The sequence below is a fragment of the Streptomyces sp. NPDC008313 genome, assembly GCF_042956125.1.
Lineage (GTDB): Bacteria > Actinomycetota > Actinomycetes > Streptomycetales > Streptomycetaceae > Streptomyces.
Genome location: NZ_JBIBFR010000010.1, coordinates 35,559 through 51,818 on the forward strand (window position 1 = coordinate 35,559; position 16,260 = coordinate 51,818).

18 protein-coding genes are annotated in these 16,260 nt (G+C 73.1%); 12 read left to right on the plus strand and 6 right to left on the minus strand.

Features of this window, described 5'->3' with window-relative positions:
• The first annotated feature begins 71 nt into the window (after positions 1 to 71).
• Positions 72 to 1,040, plus strand: a complete 969-nt coding sequence (locus ACFY93_RS15150) for a TIGR03557 family F420-dependent LLM class oxidoreductase (RefSeq protein WP_391358145.1) — start codon at positions 72 to 74, stop codon at positions 1,038 to 1,040.
• Between the two features lie 264 nt (positions 1,041 to 1,304).
• Complete coding sequence (locus ACFY93_RS15155; RefSeq protein WP_391358148.1) at positions 1,305 to 1,724, plus strand: SseB family protein; 420 nt, start codon at positions 1,305 to 1,307, stop codon at positions 1,722 to 1,724.
• Positions 1,725 to 1,921: 197 nt separating this feature from the next.
• On the opposite strand, the gene ACFY93_RS15160 is transcribed toward ACFY93_RS15155, so the two are convergent.
• Positions 1,922 to 2,314 (minus strand): MarR family transcriptional regulator, encoded by a 393-nt coding sequence (locus ACFY93_RS15160; RefSeq protein ID WP_391358151.1) that lies wholly within the window; start codon positions 2,312 to 2,314, stop codon positions 1,922 to 1,924.
• A gap of 294 nt (positions 2,315 to 2,608) precedes the next feature.
• On the opposite strand from ACFY93_RS15160, the gene ACFY93_RS15165 reads away from it, so the two are divergent.
• The 5 genes from ACFY93_RS15165 to ACFY93_RS15185 all read left to right on the plus strand — a co-directional run bounded on the left by ACFY93_RS15165 (position 2,609) and on the right by ACFY93_RS15185 (position 5,241).
• Positions 2,609 to 2,965 (plus strand): VOC family protein, encoded by a 357-nt coding sequence (locus ACFY93_RS15165; protein WP_391358154.1) that lies wholly within the window; start codon positions 2,609 to 2,611, stop codon positions 2,963 to 2,965.
• Positions 2,966 to 3,069: 104 nt separating this feature from the next.
• Positions 3,070 to 3,549, plus strand: coding sequence for a fluoride efflux transporter CrcB (crcB, locus tag ACFY93_RS15170; protein WP_391358157.1), 480 nt, complete (start codon positions 3,070 to 3,072; stop codon positions 3,547 to 3,549).
• The gene (locus tag ACFY93_RS15175) at positions 3,546 to 3,926 is read left to right on the plus strand and encodes a DUF190 domain-containing protein (protein WP_391358160.1); all 381 of its coding nucleotides are present in this window, start codon (positions 3,546 to 3,548) and stop codon (positions 3,924 to 3,926) included. The genes crcB and ACFY93_RS15175 overlap by 4 nt, the downstream gene beginning before the upstream one ends.
• Positions 3,923 to 4,282: a CrcB family protein gene (locus ACFY93_RS15180; RefSeq protein ID WP_391358163.1), complete on the plus strand. Its 360-nt coding sequence runs from the start codon at positions 3,923 to 3,925 to the stop codon at positions 4,280 to 4,282. Before ACFY93_RS15175 ends, ACFY93_RS15180 begins: the two co-directional genes overlap by 4 nt.
• A gap of 125 nt (positions 4,283 to 4,407) precedes the next feature.
• Positions 4,408 to 5,241 (plus strand): undecaprenyl-diphosphate phosphatase, encoded by an 834-nt coding sequence (locus ACFY93_RS15185; RefSeq protein ID WP_391358166.1) that lies wholly within the window; start codon positions 4,408 to 4,410, stop codon positions 5,239 to 5,241.
• Here the strand turns inward: ACFY93_RS15185 and ACFY93_RS15190 are convergent.
• Both ACFY93_RS15190 and rho read right to left on the minus strand, forming a co-directional pair.
• Complete coding sequence (locus tag ACFY93_RS15190; protein WP_391358169.1) at positions 5,181 to 6,395, minus strand: D-alanyl-D-alanine carboxypeptidase family protein; 1,215 nt, start codon at positions 6,393 to 6,395, stop codon at positions 5,181 to 5,183. The two genes, ACFY93_RS15185 and ACFY93_RS15190, sit on opposite strands and share 61 nt — an antisense overlap.
• Positions 6,396 to 6,593: 198 nt before the next feature.
• Positions 6,594 to 7,733 carry a transcription termination factor Rho gene (rho, locus tag ACFY93_RS15195; RefSeq protein WP_391358171.1) on the minus strand — a complete coding sequence of 380 codons (1,140 nt, stop codon included), beginning with the start codon at positions 7,731 to 7,733 and terminating at the stop codon, positions 6,594 to 6,596.
• A gap of 432 nt (positions 7,734 to 8,165) precedes the next feature.
• On the opposite strand from rho, the gene ACFY93_RS15200 reads away from it, so the two are divergent.
• The 3 genes from ACFY93_RS15200 to ACFY93_RS15210 are packed head-to-tail and all read left to right on the plus strand — an operon-like array spanning position 8,166 to position 10,520.
• Positions 8,166 to 8,918, plus strand: a complete 753-nt coding sequence (locus ACFY93_RS15200; protein WP_391358174.1) for a nuclear transport factor 2 family protein — start codon at positions 8,166 to 8,168, stop codon at positions 8,916 to 8,918.
• Positions 8,915 to 9,256 carry a YciI family protein gene (locus ACFY93_RS15205; RefSeq protein ID WP_391358176.1) on the plus strand — a complete coding sequence of 114 codons (342 nt, stop codon included), beginning with the start codon at positions 8,915 to 8,917 and terminating at the stop codon, positions 9,254 to 9,256. The genes ACFY93_RS15200 and ACFY93_RS15205 overlap by 4 nt, the downstream gene beginning before the upstream one ends.
• A 7-nt stretch (positions 9,257 to 9,263) precedes the next feature.
• Positions 9,264 to 10,520 carry a sigma-70 family RNA polymerase sigma factor gene (locus tag ACFY93_RS15210; RefSeq protein ID WP_391358178.1) on the plus strand — a complete coding sequence of 419 codons (1,257 nt, stop codon included), beginning with the start codon at positions 9,264 to 9,266 and terminating at the stop codon, positions 10,518 to 10,520.
• A 62-nt stretch (positions 10,521 to 10,582) separates the two neighbouring features.
• Here ACFY93_RS15210 and ACFY93_RS15215 read toward each other — a convergent pair whose 3' ends face one another.
• Positions 10,583 to 12,172 carry an alpha-amylase family glycosyl hydrolase gene (locus tag ACFY93_RS15215; protein WP_391358180.1) on the minus strand — a complete coding sequence of 530 codons (1,590 nt, stop codon included), beginning with the start codon at positions 12,170 to 12,172 and terminating at the stop codon, positions 10,583 to 10,585.
• Between the two features lie 54 nt (positions 12,173 to 12,226).
• Here ACFY93_RS15215 and ACFY93_RS15220 point away from each other — a divergent pair, with 54 nt between their 5' ends.
• Complete coding sequence (locus tag ACFY93_RS15220) at positions 12,227 to 13,156, plus strand: methyltransferase domain-containing protein (RefSeq protein WP_391358182.1); 930 nt, start codon at positions 12,227 to 12,229, stop codon at positions 13,154 to 13,156.
• Here ACFY93_RS15220 and ACFY93_RS15225 read toward each other — a convergent pair.
• Positions 13,126 to 13,869, minus strand: a complete 744-nt coding sequence (locus tag ACFY93_RS15225) for a GntR family transcriptional regulator (RefSeq protein ID WP_391358184.1) — start codon at positions 13,867 to 13,869, stop codon at positions 13,126 to 13,128. The two genes, ACFY93_RS15220 and ACFY93_RS15225, sit on opposite strands and share 31 nt — an antisense overlap.
• 228 nt (positions 13,870 to 14,097) lie before the next feature.
• Between ACFY93_RS15225 and ACFY93_RS15230 the strand changes: the two genes are divergently transcribed.
• On the plus strand, positions 14,098 to 15,147 hold the full coding sequence (locus ACFY93_RS15230; protein ID WP_391358187.1) for a Ca2+-dependent phosphoinositide-specific phospholipase C: 1,050 nt from the start codon (positions 14,098 to 14,100) through the stop codon (positions 15,145 to 15,147).
• 40 nt (positions 15,148 to 15,187) lie between these two features.
• Here ACFY93_RS15230 and ACFY93_RS15235 read toward each other — a convergent pair whose 3' ends face one another.
• Positions 15,188 to 16,153, minus strand: a complete 966-nt coding sequence (locus ACFY93_RS15235) for an acetylxylan esterase (protein WP_391358190.1) — start codon at positions 16,151 to 16,153, stop codon at positions 15,188 to 15,190.
• Between the last annotated feature and the right edge of the window lie 107 nt (positions 16,154 to 16,260).

Below are 16,260 nucleotides of genomic sequence, written 5' to 3' on the forward strand. Positions count from 1 at the left end.
GGCCCCGTCCACCGTCCCGAGACGCGGCGGCCCCGGCCCCGCACACACCCAGCGATGTGGAGCCGACGACCATGGCACGCTACGGCTACTTCCTGTCGAGTGAGGAGTTCACCCCGGCTGAGCTCCTGGACCAGGCCCGTGCGGCGGAACAGGCCGGCTTCGAGGCGCTCGCCATCTCCGACCACTTCCATCCGTGGAACGGGGAACAGGGGCAGAGTTCGTTCGTCTGGTCGATGATCGGCGCCCTGTCGCAGGTGACCTCCCTCCCGGTGACCACCTTCGTGACCTGCCCGACGGTACGGATGCACCCGGCCGTGAACGCGCAGGCGGCGGCGACCGCGGGCGTCCTCACCCAGGGGCGGTTCCGGTTCGGCATCGGCAGCGGGGAGGCCCTCAACGAGCACATCCTCGGCGACGCCTGGCCCACCGCGGACGTACGGCTGGACATGCTGGAGGAAGCGGTCCAGGTGATCCGCAACCTCTTCACGGGCGAGGAACTCACCCACCGGGGCCGCCACTACACGGTCGAGAACGCCAGGCTCTACACGCTGCCCGAGCAGCCGGTCCCGCTGTACGTCTCCGGCTTCGGCCCCAAGGCCGCCGCACTGGCCGGCCGCATCGGCGACGGCTTCGTCACCATGGCGCCGGACGAGGAGCTGGTGGGGCAGTTCCGCCGGGCGGGAGGCGGCCGGAAGCCGGTGCTGGGCGGACTCAAGGTGTGCTGGGGAACCGACCGGCAGCAGGCGGTCAAGACCGCGCACCGCCTGTGGCCCAACGAGCAGCTCCCCGGCGAGCTGGCGCAGGTCCTGCCCGTGCCCGCCCACTTCGAGCAGGCGTCGACGCTGGTGACGGAGGAGATGATCTCCGAGGGCGTGGTCTGCGGCGACGACGCGGCCGAACACACCGACGCCGTGGGCGCGTTCGCCCGGGCCGGCTTCGACGAGGTGTACGTCAACCAGATCGGACCCGACCAGCAGGGCTTCTTCGACTTCTACCGCAGTACGGTGCTGCCCCGGCTGCGGGAAGAGGACACGCCGTGAGGCGCACCTGACACGGGGCGCGCGTGCCCAACGACCCGGGACCCCGCTGAGGGGCCGACTGCTCGGGGCGTACCGCTCCGGGATCGCCGGACGTCGGCTGCGCCCCCCTGCGCAGCTCCGCCGGCCGCGCCGTCGGCAGCTCGGCCATGGATCTCACATCCCTCGGTACAGGAATGCCCGTTTCCCGTTCGGGTACGCGACGGGGGTTGCGCCCGGGGCGGCTCCCGCCCTGGGAGACCTGCCACCACTACCTGGGAAGCTGCCATGGACACACCCTCGAACACTCCCCGCGACAACACCCCGCCCGGGGCCGCGACGCCGGCCCAGGAGGCGCTGGACACGCTGGCCGCGAACACCGAGGACGCGGCGGCGCTGGCCACGCTGGCCGGCAGCCAGGTGCTGATCCCCGTGCCGGACGACGCCGTCGAGGAGGCGGAGGACTCGACCGCGGTGGCACTGCCCGTTCTGGAGCAGCCGAGCGGCGAGCAGGTGGTGCCGGTCTTCACCTCGGAGCTGGAGATGGCCGAGCTGCTGCCGTTCGTCTCCCGCTACCGGCTGGTTCCCCTGGGGGCGCTCGCGTCGCAGTGGCCCTCCGGTGACCTGTCGCTCACCATCGACGCCAGCTCGCCGCACGGTCTGACGCTCAACTCCGAGGGCGTAAGGACCCTGCTCGCGCGGCCCTGAGACGAACCAGCCGTTCGCGGTCCGGCCACCGGACGGGAAGGGACGCGTCCCGCCCCCGCGCCCGGCGGCCGGGCGCGTGAGCGGGCTCCGAGGATCCCGGGATCCGTGAACCGGCGCGGTCGACCCGTGAACGAGCCCTGCGGAACCTGGCGCGGGCGGTCAGCCGTCGCGAGCCCCGCGGAACCTCGCGCGGGCGGTCAGCCGTCGAGCATGCGGGCGAGCGCGGCGCGCTGCAGCGGCCGTACCTCGGCGTGCAGGTCGCGGCCCTTGCGGGTGAGTGCGACCCATACTCCGCGACGGTCCTCCTGGCAGACGGTGCGCTCCAGCAGACCGTCCTTCTCGAGCCGCCCGATGAGACGTGACAGGGCGCTCTGGCTCAGGTGGACCCGGTCGGCGATGTTCTGCACGCGGCACTGCTCGGCGGAGGACGTGATCTCGCCCGAGGCGAGGATGTCGAGCACCTCGAAGTCACTGGCGCCCAGGCCGTACGCGTGCAGGGCGCGGTCGATCTCGCACATCGTGCGCGCGTGCACGGAGAGGATGTCCCGCCACTGGTCCTCGAGGCGGGTGCCGGCCGTTTTCGCTGCCATGTCCTCACGGTAACAGAGATCGGGCCATTCGTTGACTGTGCAACTAGTTCCGTTGCAACCAGTGCGAGCCGGCCTCAGGCGCCCGCCCGGACGCCCCTCTCGCGCGTCCCGGCCGCCCCGTCCTCCGACGCTCCCGCCCGGACGGTCAGGATCGGAGAAGCCGGGTGCACGTCCCCGGGCTTAGCGTGAGAAACACCGACGGCGAACGTCGGCGCGGCGCGGCCCGGGCGCCGGGTAACGCCACCCCGCACCGGCCCCCGCCGGTCCACCACTGAGAACCCCACAGGAGTCGCCATGACCGCCGGCCTGCAGACCATCGTCTACCCCGTCAAGGACATCGCCCGGGCGAAGGCGCTGTTCACGGCCCTGCTCGGCGTGGAGCCCTACGCCGACGAGCCCTACTACGTCGGCTTCAAGGACGCCGGCCAGGACGTCGGCCTCGACCCCAACGGCCATTCCAAGGGGATGACCGGACCGGTGCCGTACTGGCACGTCACCGACCTCAAGGAGCGGCTGGCGAGCCTCGTCGACGCCGGGGCCGAGGTGCTTCAGGACGTCCAGGACGTGGGCGGCGGCCGGCTCATCGCCTCGGTCAAGGACGCGGACGGCAACCTCGTCGGCCTCGTCCAGGACCCCGCCTCCGCCTCCTGACCGCGCGCCCGGCGCTACCCTGTTGACCGGCCGCGATCGCGTGCCCATGACACGGTCGCGGACCGGCAGCAGACGGCCGTGGCGCCCGTAGGAGATGGACGTACATGACAGTCCCGCACCCGGAGCGGGCCGGGACACCGGTGTCGCCGGACGCGCCCGTGCCCGTCCGGCACCGGCCCCAGTGGCGCGGTCAGGCCCCGATCGTCGCCGTCGTCGCGCTCGGCGGCGCCCTCGGCGCCACGGCGCGGTACGGCGCCGCCCGGCTGTGGCCCGTCGAACCCGGCGGATTCCCCTGGACGACCCTGGGTGTCAACGCCGTCGGCTGCGCCGTGATCGGCGTCTTCATGGTCGTGATCACCGACGCGTGGGCGGCCCACCGGCTGGTGCGCCCCTTCTTCGGTACGGGCGTACTCGGAGGGTTCACCACGTTCTCCACGTACGCCGTCGACACCCAGCGGCTGCTCGACGCCGGGCACACCGGGAAGGCGCTCGGCTGTCTCGCCGGGACCGTGGCGGTGGCGCTCGCGGCGGTGTGGCTCGGAGCGACGGCGGCCCGGCGCGCACTGGCAGGGAGACGACGATGACGAGACGGACGGGCAGCGCCCTGAAACTGACGGTCTTCCTCTCGGAGAACGACACCTGGCACCACCGGCCGCTCTACACCGAGATCGTGCACCGGGCCCACCGGGCGGGTCTCGCGGGCGCCAGCGTCTTCCGGGGCATCGAGGGCTTCGGCGCCTCCGCCATGATCCACACCTCCCGGCTGCTCACGCTCAGCGAGGACCTTCCGGTGGCCGTGGTCGTCGTGGACACCGAGCAGCGCGTACGGGCCTTCCTGCCCGAGCTCGACGAGCTGGTCACCGACGGGCTCGTCACCCTCGAGGCGTGCGAGGCCGTCCGGTACACCCCCGGTGACGGCAGCCCGGGCGACGCGCCCGGGGAGGGTGAGAATTCGTCGTGAACTGGCTGCTGGTGATCGCCGGCGCGATGGTCGGCGCCCCGCTGCGCCATCTGACCGACCGCGCGGTGCAGAGGAGACACGACACGCTCTTCCCCTGGGGCACCTTCACGGTCAACGTCACGGGCAGTCTGATCCTCGGTCTGCTCACCGGCGCCGCGAGCGCACATGTCCAGCTGCTCCTCGGCACCGGTCTGTGCGGAGCGCTGAGCACCTACTCCACGTTCTCCTTCGAGACACTCAGGCTGGCCGAGGACGGGGCCGGGATCTACGCTCTCGCCAACGTGGCCGGGAGTGTGGCGGCGGGGCTCGGTGCCGCGTTCGCGGGGGTATGGGCCGCCGGAATGTTGTGGGCGTAGTCGCCGGACGTTCACCCGGACGTAGTAATACTGGCCCCGCGTCCGCGCCGGGCCCCGCACCCCGTGCCGGCCGCACCGGCCTCCCGTACGGGGGCCGCTCCGCAACCTGAGCAGAACTGGATCCCATGAGCGCCATCTCCGTCGGTCAGGCCGTCGTCCTCGGAGCCGTCGAGGGGGTGACCGAATTCCTTCCCGTGTCCTCCACCGGCCATCTCAAGATCGTCGAGGGCCTGATGGGCATTCCCGTGGACGACGACGCCGTCGTCGGCTTCTCGGCGGTCATCCAGGTCGGCGCCATCGCCGCCGTGCTCGTGTACTTCTTCAAGGACATCGTGCGGATCGTCTCGGCCTGGGGGCGTGGCCTCGCCCACCGCGAGGAGCGCTACCACCACGACTACAAGTTCGCCTGGTGGGTGATCTACGCGACGATCCCCATCGTGATCGTGGGACTCGCCGCGAAGCCGCTCATCGAGGGACCGCTGGCCTCGCTCTGGGTGGTCGCGGGCTCGCTGATCGTCGGCAGCGGGGTGATGTGGGCGGCGGACCAGATGGGCCGGCACAAGCGGGGGGAGGACGACACGACCTTCAAGGACGCGATGCTCGTCGGCGGCTCGCAGATCCTCGCCCTGCTCTTCCCCGGCTTCTCGCGCTCCGGCGCGACGATGTCCACCGCGCTGATGCTCGACCTGGACCGGGTCGCGGCCACCCGGCTCTCCTTCTTCCTCGGTATCCCCGCACTGACCGGCGCCGGGCTGTACGAGCTGAAGGACGCCCTGGGCACGGGCGCGGGCGCCGCCCCGCTCGTCGTGGGCACCCTGGTCTCCTTCGTGGTCGCCTACGCCTCGATCGCCTGGCTGCTGAAGTTCGTCGCCAAGCACTCCTTCAACGCGTTCGTCGTCTACCGCGTCGTCGTGGGACTGCTGCTGTTCGGCCTGCTCGGATCCGGTGTGATCGACTGACCCCGGCCCTTGACACGCAGGGCCAGCGCCACGGCCGCCGCGCCCAGCCCGCCCGCACCGCAGATCCACACCGCCTTGCGCCAGCCCCGTACGGGACCGGCCGCCGGTGCGGCGGACGCGGCCCGGGCGGCGGGTGGTCCGGCCTGGGCGGCGGGCGGCGCGGGCGGGGTGAGCGAGTCCACGGGGTCGACGTGCCCGGAGGCCGCGAAGCCCCAGTCGAGCAGGGCACGGGCCTCCTCGTACACGGCGTGGCCGCCCCCCGAGCGGGGATCGAGCACAGTGACGACGAGAGTCCGGTCGCCGCGCCGGGCGGCGGCCATCAGTGTGTTGCCCGCCCCGCTGGTGTAGCCGTTCTTGATGCCGATCAGACCGGGGTAGCGTGCGACGCCGTCGGCGCCGGTCAGCAGGCGGTTGGTGTTCTGGATCCGGATCGTCCGGCCGGGCGCCGCGGGGAACTCCGCGTCGACGGTGGCGCAGTAGCGCGCGAAGTCCGCGTTGCGCAGTCCCTCCCGGGCGAAGAGCGCGAGGTCGTACGCCGACGACACCTGACCGGGCGCGTCGTACCCGTCGGGCGAGACGACGTGGGTGTCGCGGGCGCCCAGGGAGTGCGCCTTCTCCTGCATCTCGCCCGCGGTGACGGTCCAGCCGCCGTTCATCGCGGCCAGGACGTGCACGGCGTCGTTGCCCGACTTGAGGAAGACCCCGCGCCACAGGTCGTCGGCACGGTAGCTCTCCCCCTCCACGACGCCCACCAGGCTGCTGCCGGCGCCGATGCCCGCCAGGTCCCCGGCCGTGACGGTGTGCCGGACGCCGCCGGGCAGCTTCGGGAGCAGGGTGAGGGCGAACAGCGTCTTCAGCGTGCTGGCGGGGGGCAGCTCGCGGTGCGCGTCGTGCGCGGCGAGCACCTCGCCGCTGTCCGCGTCGGCCACCAGCCACGACCGTGCGGAGACGCCCTCCGGGACGGCCGGTGCCCCGTCGTGGGGCCGCACCTGCGTCTCCGGTCCGTCCGGCGCGGCGGACGTGGCCGCCGGCTGGGGCGTGCCCGGCCCCGCGTCGGTGCGGGTGGCCGCGGATGCGGGCGCCAGTGCGAGGGTGCCGAGTACACAGAGAACGGAGCACGAGACGGCCGCACGCGAAGAGAGTCCGATGGTCATACTGCAAACGTAGGAACGGCCGCGCCGTACGCGGCTCTGCCAGGGCCGAGTCACGGGATCGAACACCCGGATGCCGCAGCAGGAGCGTGCCGTGGGCCTCTGAGCCGCGCGAGGGAGGGCGTCTGAGGGCCGGTGCCGGGCGGGGCGACGGCGCGCCGGAGCGCGTGTGCTGACGGGGCGTCGGGCCGGTGGCGCCGTTCAGCCGGTGGGCAGCGTCGGCTGGATCCGGCGGACGAAGGCCGCGTTGTCCGGGGTGGCGCGCATGCGCTCGAGGATCGTTTCGAGGTTGGCCTGCCCGTCCCGGCTCCGCAGGGCCCGGCGCAGTCCGCGTACGGCCGTCAACTCGGCCTCGTCCAGCAGCAGTTCCTCGCGGCGGGTGCCGGACGGGGTGATGTCCACCGCCGGGAAGACCCGGCGGGCGGCGAGGGCGCGGTCGAGGCGCAGCTCCATGTTGCCGGTGCCCTTGAGTTCCTCGAAGAACAGGTCGTCGGCGCGGGAGCCCGTCTCCACCAGGGTGGTGGCGAGGATGGTGAGCGAACCGCCCTCCTCGGCGAGGCGTGCGGCCCCGAAGAGCCGCTTGGGGCCCTGGAGCGCGCCCGCGTCGACGCCTCCGCTGAGGGTGCGGCCGCCGGCGGCGGCCGCGTTGTTGTGGGCGCGGCACAGCCGGGTGAGGGAGTCCATGAGGATGACCACGTCCTGGCCCTGCTCGACGAGCCGCTTGGCGCGTTCCACGACGAGTTCGGCGAGCGCGATGTGCTGTGCGGGGGCCTGGTCGAACGTCGAGGCGTACACCTCGCCGCGCACCGAGCGCCGCATGTCGGTCACCTCCTCGGGGCGCTCGTCGAGCAGCATCACCATCAGCCGGCACTCGGGATGGTTGCCGGCGACGGCCGCGGCGATCTGCTGGAGGAGCACGGTCTTGCCGGTCCTGGGCGGCGCCACGATCAGGCCGCGCTGGCCCTTGCCGACCGGCGCGATCAGGTCGATCAGCCGGGTCGTCAGCCCGCCCGCCGGGTGCTCCAGGCGCAGCCGCTCGCGCGGGTGCAGCGGGGTGAGGTCGCGGAAGTGCGGGCGGTGGCGCAGCGTTCCGGGGGCGCGGCCGCCGACGAGGAGGACGTCGGTGAGAGTGCGCTGCCCGCCGCGTTCGCCTTCCACGAGGTCGCCGCGGCGCAGGCCGTGACGGCGGATCAGGGCGGCGGGCACCTGGACGTCGGCCGGTGAGGGCAGGCAGTCGGACGCCCGGAGACGGCCCTGTCCGTCCGGCGCGATGTCCAGGACGCCGGCGACCCGGATCCGGGTCCGCTGCTGTACGGGAGGGTGTTCGAGTGTGGTGGTCATGGGAGGTCCTTTCACGGACGGGAGTCATGGGGGTGTCGGGAGGGGGTCACCGGGAAGGCGGCGTGTTCACGCCTTCGGGCGGCGGAGAGGACACACACGGGCGGTCACGGCGGAGGGGGTGACCCGAGGCCGTCTGCGCGGAATGTCGCTGGGAAGCTGCTGGACCGGTCACCGAGGACCTGGGCCGCAGCCGGAGAGGGGAAGTCCGCACCGGCGCCCACAACGGGGCGTACACGAATGCTGTCTGCACATTAGCACACCGCCGTGAGGCGCCCTCTCTCCGGCCGTTTCACCCGCTTCGGCGCACCGGGCGGAAAAGAATGCGGTGGGGGAGTGTCGATTCCGCGCGGACCCGTTCGTCGGTGAGGTGAAAGGCCCCCCGGACCGACACCCGGAGCACCGGGCACCGAGCACCTGTCATCAGGAGGAACCATGAAGTACATGCTGCTGGTCTGCGGCGACGACACCGCCGACGCCTCCGGCATGGCACCCGTCGGACCCTGGGCCGAGGAACACGGCGTCCGAAGCGGCGTCCGTCTGCACGGACACCGCCTCGCCCTCCCCGCCGACGCCGTCACCGTACGGGTGCGCGGCGGCGAGGTGCTGCGCACCGACGGGCCGTTCGCCGAGACCAAGGAGTACGTCGCCGGTTACGACGTCCTCGAGTGCGACAGCCTGGAGGAGGCGGTCGAGGCGGCCGCGAAGCACCCCGTTGCGGCCATCGGAGCCCTTGAGGTCCGCCCCTACTGGGAGGACGAGGACGTCGAGGGCGCCGTCCGCCGGGTCGACGCGGAACTCGGCCGGGCCGTCCAGGAGAGGGATCTCGACCGGATGACCGCGCTCTACACGCCCGACGCCGAGGTGTTCCACCCGATGAGCGGCTTCGGGCAGCGCGGCGCCGACGCACTCCGCAAGGCCCGGGAGTGGTGGTTCTCCACCGTGGACGGCCCCGTGCGGCGGGAGGTGCTCGACCTCCGTGTCCGCGTCGACGAGAGCGTCGCGTTCAGCCACGCGCTCGTCCGGACGCGCGCCACCCTCACCACCGGCGGGACGCTGGAGAGCGAACTGCGGGTGACCACCGGCTACCGCGCCGTCGGCGACCGGTGGCTGATCACCCACGAACACGCGTCGGTACCCTTCGACGCCGGCGTCGCGGGCGCCGGCACCCCCCAGGAGCGGTCATGAGGTACGTACTGTTCATCTGCACCCCCGTCGACGGCGAGGAGCTCAGCCCGGAAGAGATCGCCGAGGACCCCCGCTTCGCCTCGTACATCGACGAGGTGCGCGGCAGCGGGGTGGTGAAGGGCGGGGCGCGGCTGCGGCCGCACACCGACGCCACCACCGTGCGCGTCAAGGGCGACGAGGTTCTGCTCACCGACGGGCCGTTCGCCGAGTCCAAGGAGTACGTCGCGGGCTTCGACGTCATCGAGGTCGACGACCTGGACGCCGCGATCTCGCTCGCCTCGCGGCACCCCGCCGCACTGGGCGGCGGCTCGGTCGAGGTACGGCCGGTCTGGGAGTGAACCGGACGTGAACGAGGTCGAGGAGGCGGTCGCCGCCGCCTTCCGTGAGGAATGGGGCCAGGTCGTCGCCACCCTGATCAGGGTGACCGGCGACTGGGACCTCGCCGAGGAGTGCGCGCAGGACGCCTTCGCGCAGGCCCTCGACCGGTGGCGGCGTGACGGCGTGCCGCGCCGCCCCGGGGCCTGGCTGACGACGACCGCGCGCCACCGCGCCCTGGACGTGCTGCGGCGCGAGGCGGTGGGAGCGGAGAAGCTGCGGGAGGCGGCGGTGCTGGCACGCGACGAGGAACCCTTCGACCCCGAACGGGAGTACGACGCCGTCGACAGCGGAGTCGAGGACGACCGGCTGCGGCTCGTCTTCACCTGCTGCCACCCCGCACTGCCCGTCGAGGCACGCGTGGCGCTGACCCTGCGTACGCTCGCGGGGCTGACCACGGCAGAGATCGCCCGCGCCTTCCTCGTCCCCGAGGCGACGATGGCGCAGCGCCTGGTGCGGGCCAAGCGGAAGATCCGCAACGCCGGCATCCCCTACCGGGTGCCGCCGGCCCATCTGCTGCCCGAACGCACCACGGGTGTGCTCGGCGTGGTGTACCTCCTGTTCAACGAGGGGTACGCGGCGACGTCGGGCACCGGTCTGACACGCGCCGACCTGTGCGCGGAGGCCGTCCGGCTGGCCCGTGTCCTGGCCCGCCTCATGCCCGACGAGCCCGAGGTCCTCGGTCTGCTCGCCCTCCTGCTGCTGCACGACGCACGGCGCGGCTCCCGGACCGACGCGGCCGGCGAGCTGGTGACCCTGGAGGACCAGGACCGTACGGCCTGGGACCGGGCCGCGATCGACGAGGGCGCCCGCCTGCTGGAGACGGCACTGCGCCGCGGCCGCCCCGGCCCGTACCAGATCCAGGCCGCCATCTCGGCGTGCCACACGACCGCGGCCACGGCCGAGGAGACGGACTGGGCCGACGTCGCCGCGCTGTACGGGGAGCTGGCCCGGTATGTGCCGTCCGCGGTGGTGCGGTTGAACCGTGCGGTGGCGGTCGGCATGGCCGAGGGACCCGAGGCGGGACTGGCGCTGGTGGCGCGGCTGGAGGAGGAGGGCGAGCTGGACGGCTACCACCTGCTGCCCGCCACCCGCGCCGACCTGCTCCGCCGCCAGGGGCACCGGGCGGCGGCCGCGGAGGCGTACGCGAGGGCGCTGGACCTGGTGGAGAACGACGCGGAGCGGCGCTTTCTGGAGCGGCGGCTGGCCGAGTGCCGTGCGGCGTAGCACCCGGGCGGCCGCCCGGAGACCCGAGCGGCCGCCCGGGTGCTACGCCGCCGGCCTCCCGGCTAACCGTCGAGCTCGAAGATCCCGTACCCGAAGCCGCGGGCGGTGATCGTCGCACCGTCGGCACGCACCCCGCTGACCTCGTGCTCCCGTACGGCCCGGGTGTCGTCGAAGGGGCAACTCGCCCCCTCGCGCCCCGGGTTGACGACCACGAGGAAACGCCCGCCGCGTACGTACACGAACGGGTGACCCGCGTTGAGCACGTCCACGGAGCCGTGCGCCCCGAGCTCCGGGGTGCGGGCGCGCAGGGCGAGGAGACGCCGCACGAGGTGGAGGAGGGAGCCCTCGTCGGCGCGCTGGGCGGCGACGGTCGGGCGGTCGGGGGACGGGTCGACCGGGAGGTAGAGCCGCTCGGCCGGAGCGGTGGAGAATCCGGCGTTCGGGCTGTCGTCCCACTGCATCGGGGTGCGTGAGCCCGCCCGGTTGTAGCGCGGGCCGAGGACGCTGCCCTCCTTGTCGGGCAGCCCGTCGAGGTGGCGCATGCCGATCTCGTCGCCGTAGTAGATCGCGGGAAGAGTCGGCCAGGTCAGCTGGAAGGCGAAGGCGGCCGGAAGCTGCTCCGCCGAGCGCGGACCGCAGTTGAGGCGCGAGAAGTCGTGGTTGGAGGTCGGCAGGGAGATGAACCCCCGGTCGCCGAGAGCCGTGGAGGCCCGGTGCCAGGCCTCGACGAACGGGCGGGGCGAACCAGCGCCGCCCGCGTCGAAGAAGCAGTCGAGCGGGTCCCAGGTCTCGTCGACCGTGCCCGTCCCGTTGCTCCACAGCGACCGCAGGGGCAGGCCGTTCGTCTCGCCGCCGAACTGCAGGAAGAAGTCCGTGTGGAATCCGGCGGGCACGGACACCTCCGGGTCGCCCCACTCCGACAGCATCACCGCGTCCGGATGCGCGTCGTCCAGCCAGTGCCGCAGCCCCGTCCAGATCCTGGCCGTCTCCGCCCGGCCGGGGTCGTCCTTGACCAGGGAGGCGGCCATGTCGACGCGGAAACCGGCGAGGCCCAGCCGCAGCCAGTGGTCCATGACCAGACGCAGCGCCTCGCGGTTCGCGCGCGGTCCCTCGGCGTCGGGCGGCTGCCGCCACGGCTGCGCGGGATCCTCCCGCGCGTAGCCGAAGTTGAGGGCGGGCTGGGAGTCGAAGAAGTTCGGGAGGTAGGCGCCGGGGCGGGGACCGGGGGAGGCGACGAATCCTTCGGGACGGCCCTCGGGGGCCCAGATGTACCGGTGGTCGTCCGGGTCCTCCAGCGCGGCGCGGAACCACGGGTGCTCGTCGGAGGTGTGACCGGCGACCAGGTCCAGCAGCACGCGGATGCGCCGGCGGCGGGCCAGGTCCACCAGCTTGGCCAGATCGTCGTCGGAGCCGTAGCGGGGCGCCACGCTGAGGTAGTCGCAGACGTCGTACCCGGCGTCGCGGAACGGCGAGGCGAAGCAGGGGTTGAGCCACACGGCGGTGACACCCAGCCACTCCAGGTGGTCGAGGTGCTCGGCGATCCCGTCGAAGTCGCCGATGCCGTCGCCGTTCCCGTCGGCGAACGACTGCGGATAGATCTGGTAGAAGACGGCGTCGGCCAGCCAGCCGGGGGCGGGACGGAACGAGGTCATGCACTCGACGATAGGCCCGCGCGCACGCGGCGCGCTGCTCCTAGACTGTGCCCGGTGTTCACCTCGCAACGTCCCTCCCTCCGCGAACTCGCCGTGCAGGCACTCTCCTCCGTCGAACGCGGGTACGACCTGCTCGCTCCGAAGTTCGACCACACGCCCTTCCGGACACCGGACTCCGTCCTCGACGCGGTGGCCGCGGTGCTGGAGACGACCGGACCGTACGAGAACGGCCTCGACCTGTGCTGCGGAACGGGCGCCGGCATGGACGTCCTGGCGCGGGTGTGCCGTACCGGCATCACCGGGGTCGACATCAGCGCGGGCATGCTGGCGGTGGGGCGGGAGCGCACGCGCGGCGGGCAGCCACCGCGTACCGGCCCCGGCGCGCGCGACGTCACGGGCTCCGGCGGACCGGGGCACGGGAGGGACGGCGGTCGTGAACCGGCGCCCGCCGACGGGCGGCCCGCGCGCCCCGGTACCGGGTCCCTGACCGGGCCGGGTGCCGCCGGGGCGGCGCGGGCCGGGGGTGAGCCGCGGGTCGCGTGGGTGCGGGGTGACGCGCGCGCCCTCCCGTTCCCGGCCGCCTTCGACCTGGTGGTCAGCTTCGGCGCGTTCGGGCACTTCCTGCCGGCCGAGCTGCCGGGGCTGTTCGGCCAGGTCCACTCCGTGCTGCGCCCCGGCGGCCGTTTCGTCTTCCCTGTCGCGGCCCCCGCTCCGCCCACGTCACCCTGGTACTGGGCGATGCTGGGCTTCGACGCGGTGATGCGGGTGCGCAACGCCGTCCGGCGTCCGCCGTTCGTCATGTACTACCGGACGTTCCGGCTGGGCGAGGTGCGCCGGGAGCTGGAGCGGGCCGGTTTCGCCGTCGAGCTCCACGTGCTGCCGGAGTTCGGCCGCAGGCGGGACGGCGGGCCGCGGTGCCGGGCGGTGGTGGCCACCCGGCCGGACGCGGCGCGTCACCCGGCCGAGGGCAGTGTGAACTCGTAGACCAGGGCGTCCTCGCACGCGTCCACCGTCAGGTCGGTGATCTCCAGCGGCCGTTCGTACTGGTCGTGGACGCGCCTGGTGACCCGCACGGACCGCGGCAGCCCGGTGATGGCGTCGCGGTGGTGCAGCGTCAGGCCGGCCTTGCGCATCCAGTCGTACACCCGGCGCAGATGCGCCGCTCCGCTGCCGTCCGCGCGGTCCCGGTACCGGGCGAGTTCCTGGACCTCGGTCACCGCCACGGCGGAGAAGGAGGTCACGGCCGTGCGCAGCCCGCTGCCGTCGGGGGCGGTCGCCTCGTAGCGGTGGACCAGGGTCGGCCGGCGGGGCGCGAGGCCGAGGGCGCGGGCGTGTTCCGCCGGGGGCGCCTCCCAGGTCACGGCGGTCCGGTGCACGGCGCACGGCTCGGCGGTGTGCGCTCCGACCGGGAAGTCACCCGAGGGCACGTGCCCGGCCGGTGCGCCGGGCAGGGTGGCGTGGGTGCCCCGCCGGTCGGTGCAGACCAGCCCGCTGTCGCGCAGGAGCTTCAGGGCCTGCCGCACGGTCTCCCGGCTGACGTGGAAGTGCGCGGCCAACTGGCGCTCTCCTGGGAGGCGTTCACCGGGAGGGATGGATCCGCCGCGCAGTCCGGCGAGTATCTCGGTGGCGATCCGCCAGTACAGCGGCTCGCCGCCGGACAGCTGGGGGGTGTGGTCGGTGGGGGTGGTGCGGTTCATGTCCGCGCCTCCTGTTGGTCACATTACGTAGCCGTACCGGCTCATTGCGCGACCAGACTTACCATTGGTCTAAACCACAAGGGAAGCCCGGTCCGGCAAGTCGGCCGATTCCCGCCGCGCCGGTTCGCGGGCCGAGCGGCGGGAATTTCCCTCGCGATCTCCCGGAAGTCGCCCAACACCCCTACCCTGCAATCCAGTTGACCACTGAGGCGCAGGAGGCTGGGGCACATGCGGAGACCTGTGAGGGTGCTGACACGCGCCGGGATCACGCTGACGGCGGCGACCGTGCTGGCGCTGGCCACCGGACCCGAGGCGACGGCCGCCGACCCGGCGTACTCGTCCACCACGTGGGTGGGCGTCCACAACGCCTACGAGAAGAGCAAGTACCCGTACTTCGCCGACGCGCTGGACTCCGGCGCCGGAATGCTCGAACTCGACGTCTGGACCAACGTGTTCGGGTCGTCGTGGCGCGTCTCGCACAGCAACCCGGTCGGCAACGACAACAACTGCGAGAACGCGGCCGACGCCTCCCAGCTGCGCACCCGGTCCGGCAACCACGACCTCGGCGGCTGCCTCGCCGACATCAGGGCCTGGCACGACGCGCACCCCGGCCACCGCCCGATCCAGCTGAAGATCGAGATGAAGGACGGCTTCCAGGGCAGAAACGGCCGCGGACCGGCCCAACTGGACGCCCTGCTCGGCTCGAAGCTCGGCGACAGCCTGCTGCGCCCCGCCGACGTCGTCGGCTCGCACTCCGACCTCGACTCCGCCGTCCGCGCCGACGGCTGGCCGGCCCGCTCCGCCCTCGCGGGCAAGTTCGTCGTCGAACTCATCCCCGGCACCGTCGAGGAGGGCAACCCTCTCGACTCCCTGTGGACGGACCGCGAGTACGCCACGCATCTGCGGGACCTGTCGGCGGCCGGACGGCTGCGGGAGGCGGCGGCCTTCCCCGCCGTGCACAAGGCCACGGCGGGCGACCCGCGCACCCGCTACGCCGACACCGCGATCCGCCCCTGGTTCGTGGTCTTCGACGGGGACGCCGCGGCCTACACGAACGGCTCCGTCGACACGGCCTGGTACGACAGCCGGCACTACCTGCTCGTCATGACCGACGCCCAGAACGTGCCCCCGGCCATCGACGGCACCAGCCCCACCGCGGACCAGGCCCGGGACAGGGTCGCCCTGCTGGCCGGACAGCACGCCAGCGTGGTGTCCGCCGACTGGTACCCCCTGCCCGGCGTCCTGTCCTCGGTCGTGCCGAGGGGGACGGCGGGCTGAACGGGCGGCGGGGGCGGCCCGCCCCCGCCGCCCGCCCGCATCAGGCGTACGACGGCAGCCAGCCCAGCTTGACCGCCTCCTGGTGGGGGCCGCCGCCCTCGTGGTCGTTGAAGTCGTACACCTCGATCCGCTTGTCGTCGTGCGCCCACGCGTTGAACGCGGCGAACACCGTGGACGGCGGGCAGGTCTCGTCCTCCAGGGCCGTCGAGAACAGCGCGGGCGCCCGGCCGCGGGCCGCCAAGTGCACGCCGTCGAAGTAGGAGAGCGTGCGCATGACCTGCCCGGTGCGGCCGCGATGGGTCCTCAGGTACTTGCCGATCTCCCGGTACGGGTCCCGGTCCGTGAGGGTCGTGGCCCGCGGGAAGTCGCACAGGAACGGCACGTCGGGCGCGACGGCCGCCAGGTCCGGGACCAGACCGCCCACGGCGATCGCGATGCCGCCGCCCTGGCTCGTGCCGATCGCGGCGGTGCGCGCCGGGTCGGTCAGCGGGTGGGCGCGGGCGGCCTCCACCGCCCGGACCGCGTCCGTGTACAGCCGCCGGTAGTAGTAGCCCTCGGGGTCCTCGACACCCCGCGTCATGAACCCGGGGAACGCGGGCGCGCTGCCGACCGGGTCCGGGGTCCCGCCGCCGCCCCAGGCGCTGCCCTGCCCCCTGGTGTCCATGACGAAGTGCGCCCGGCCGCTCGACGCCCACAGCAGATGCGTGTGGGGCAGCCCGCGTCCGCCGCCGTACCCGATGAACTCCACCACCACGGGAAGCGGCGCGGCGACCTCGGTGGGCAGGGTCAGCCAGCCCTTCACCGGGTGGCCGCCGAACCCGGCGAAGGTCACGTCGTACACCTTGACCGTCGTCAGCCCCGTGTCGACCAGCTCGAAGCGGGCGCCGAGTTCGTGCTCGCGGGCCTCCTGGAGCGTCTTGGCCCAGAACGCGTCGAAGTCCTCGGGCTCCGCTGACGTGCTCCGATATTCGCGGAGTTCACCGAGAGGCAGGTCGAACAGGGCCATGGAGGACCTCCTTTGAATCGTTTTTCCGGGTGATCACACCGTACGGGTGTCGAGGAAGGGTCGCCAGGGCATGTCTCGAGGGCCGGATGGCCCCTGCTCACCGGCGG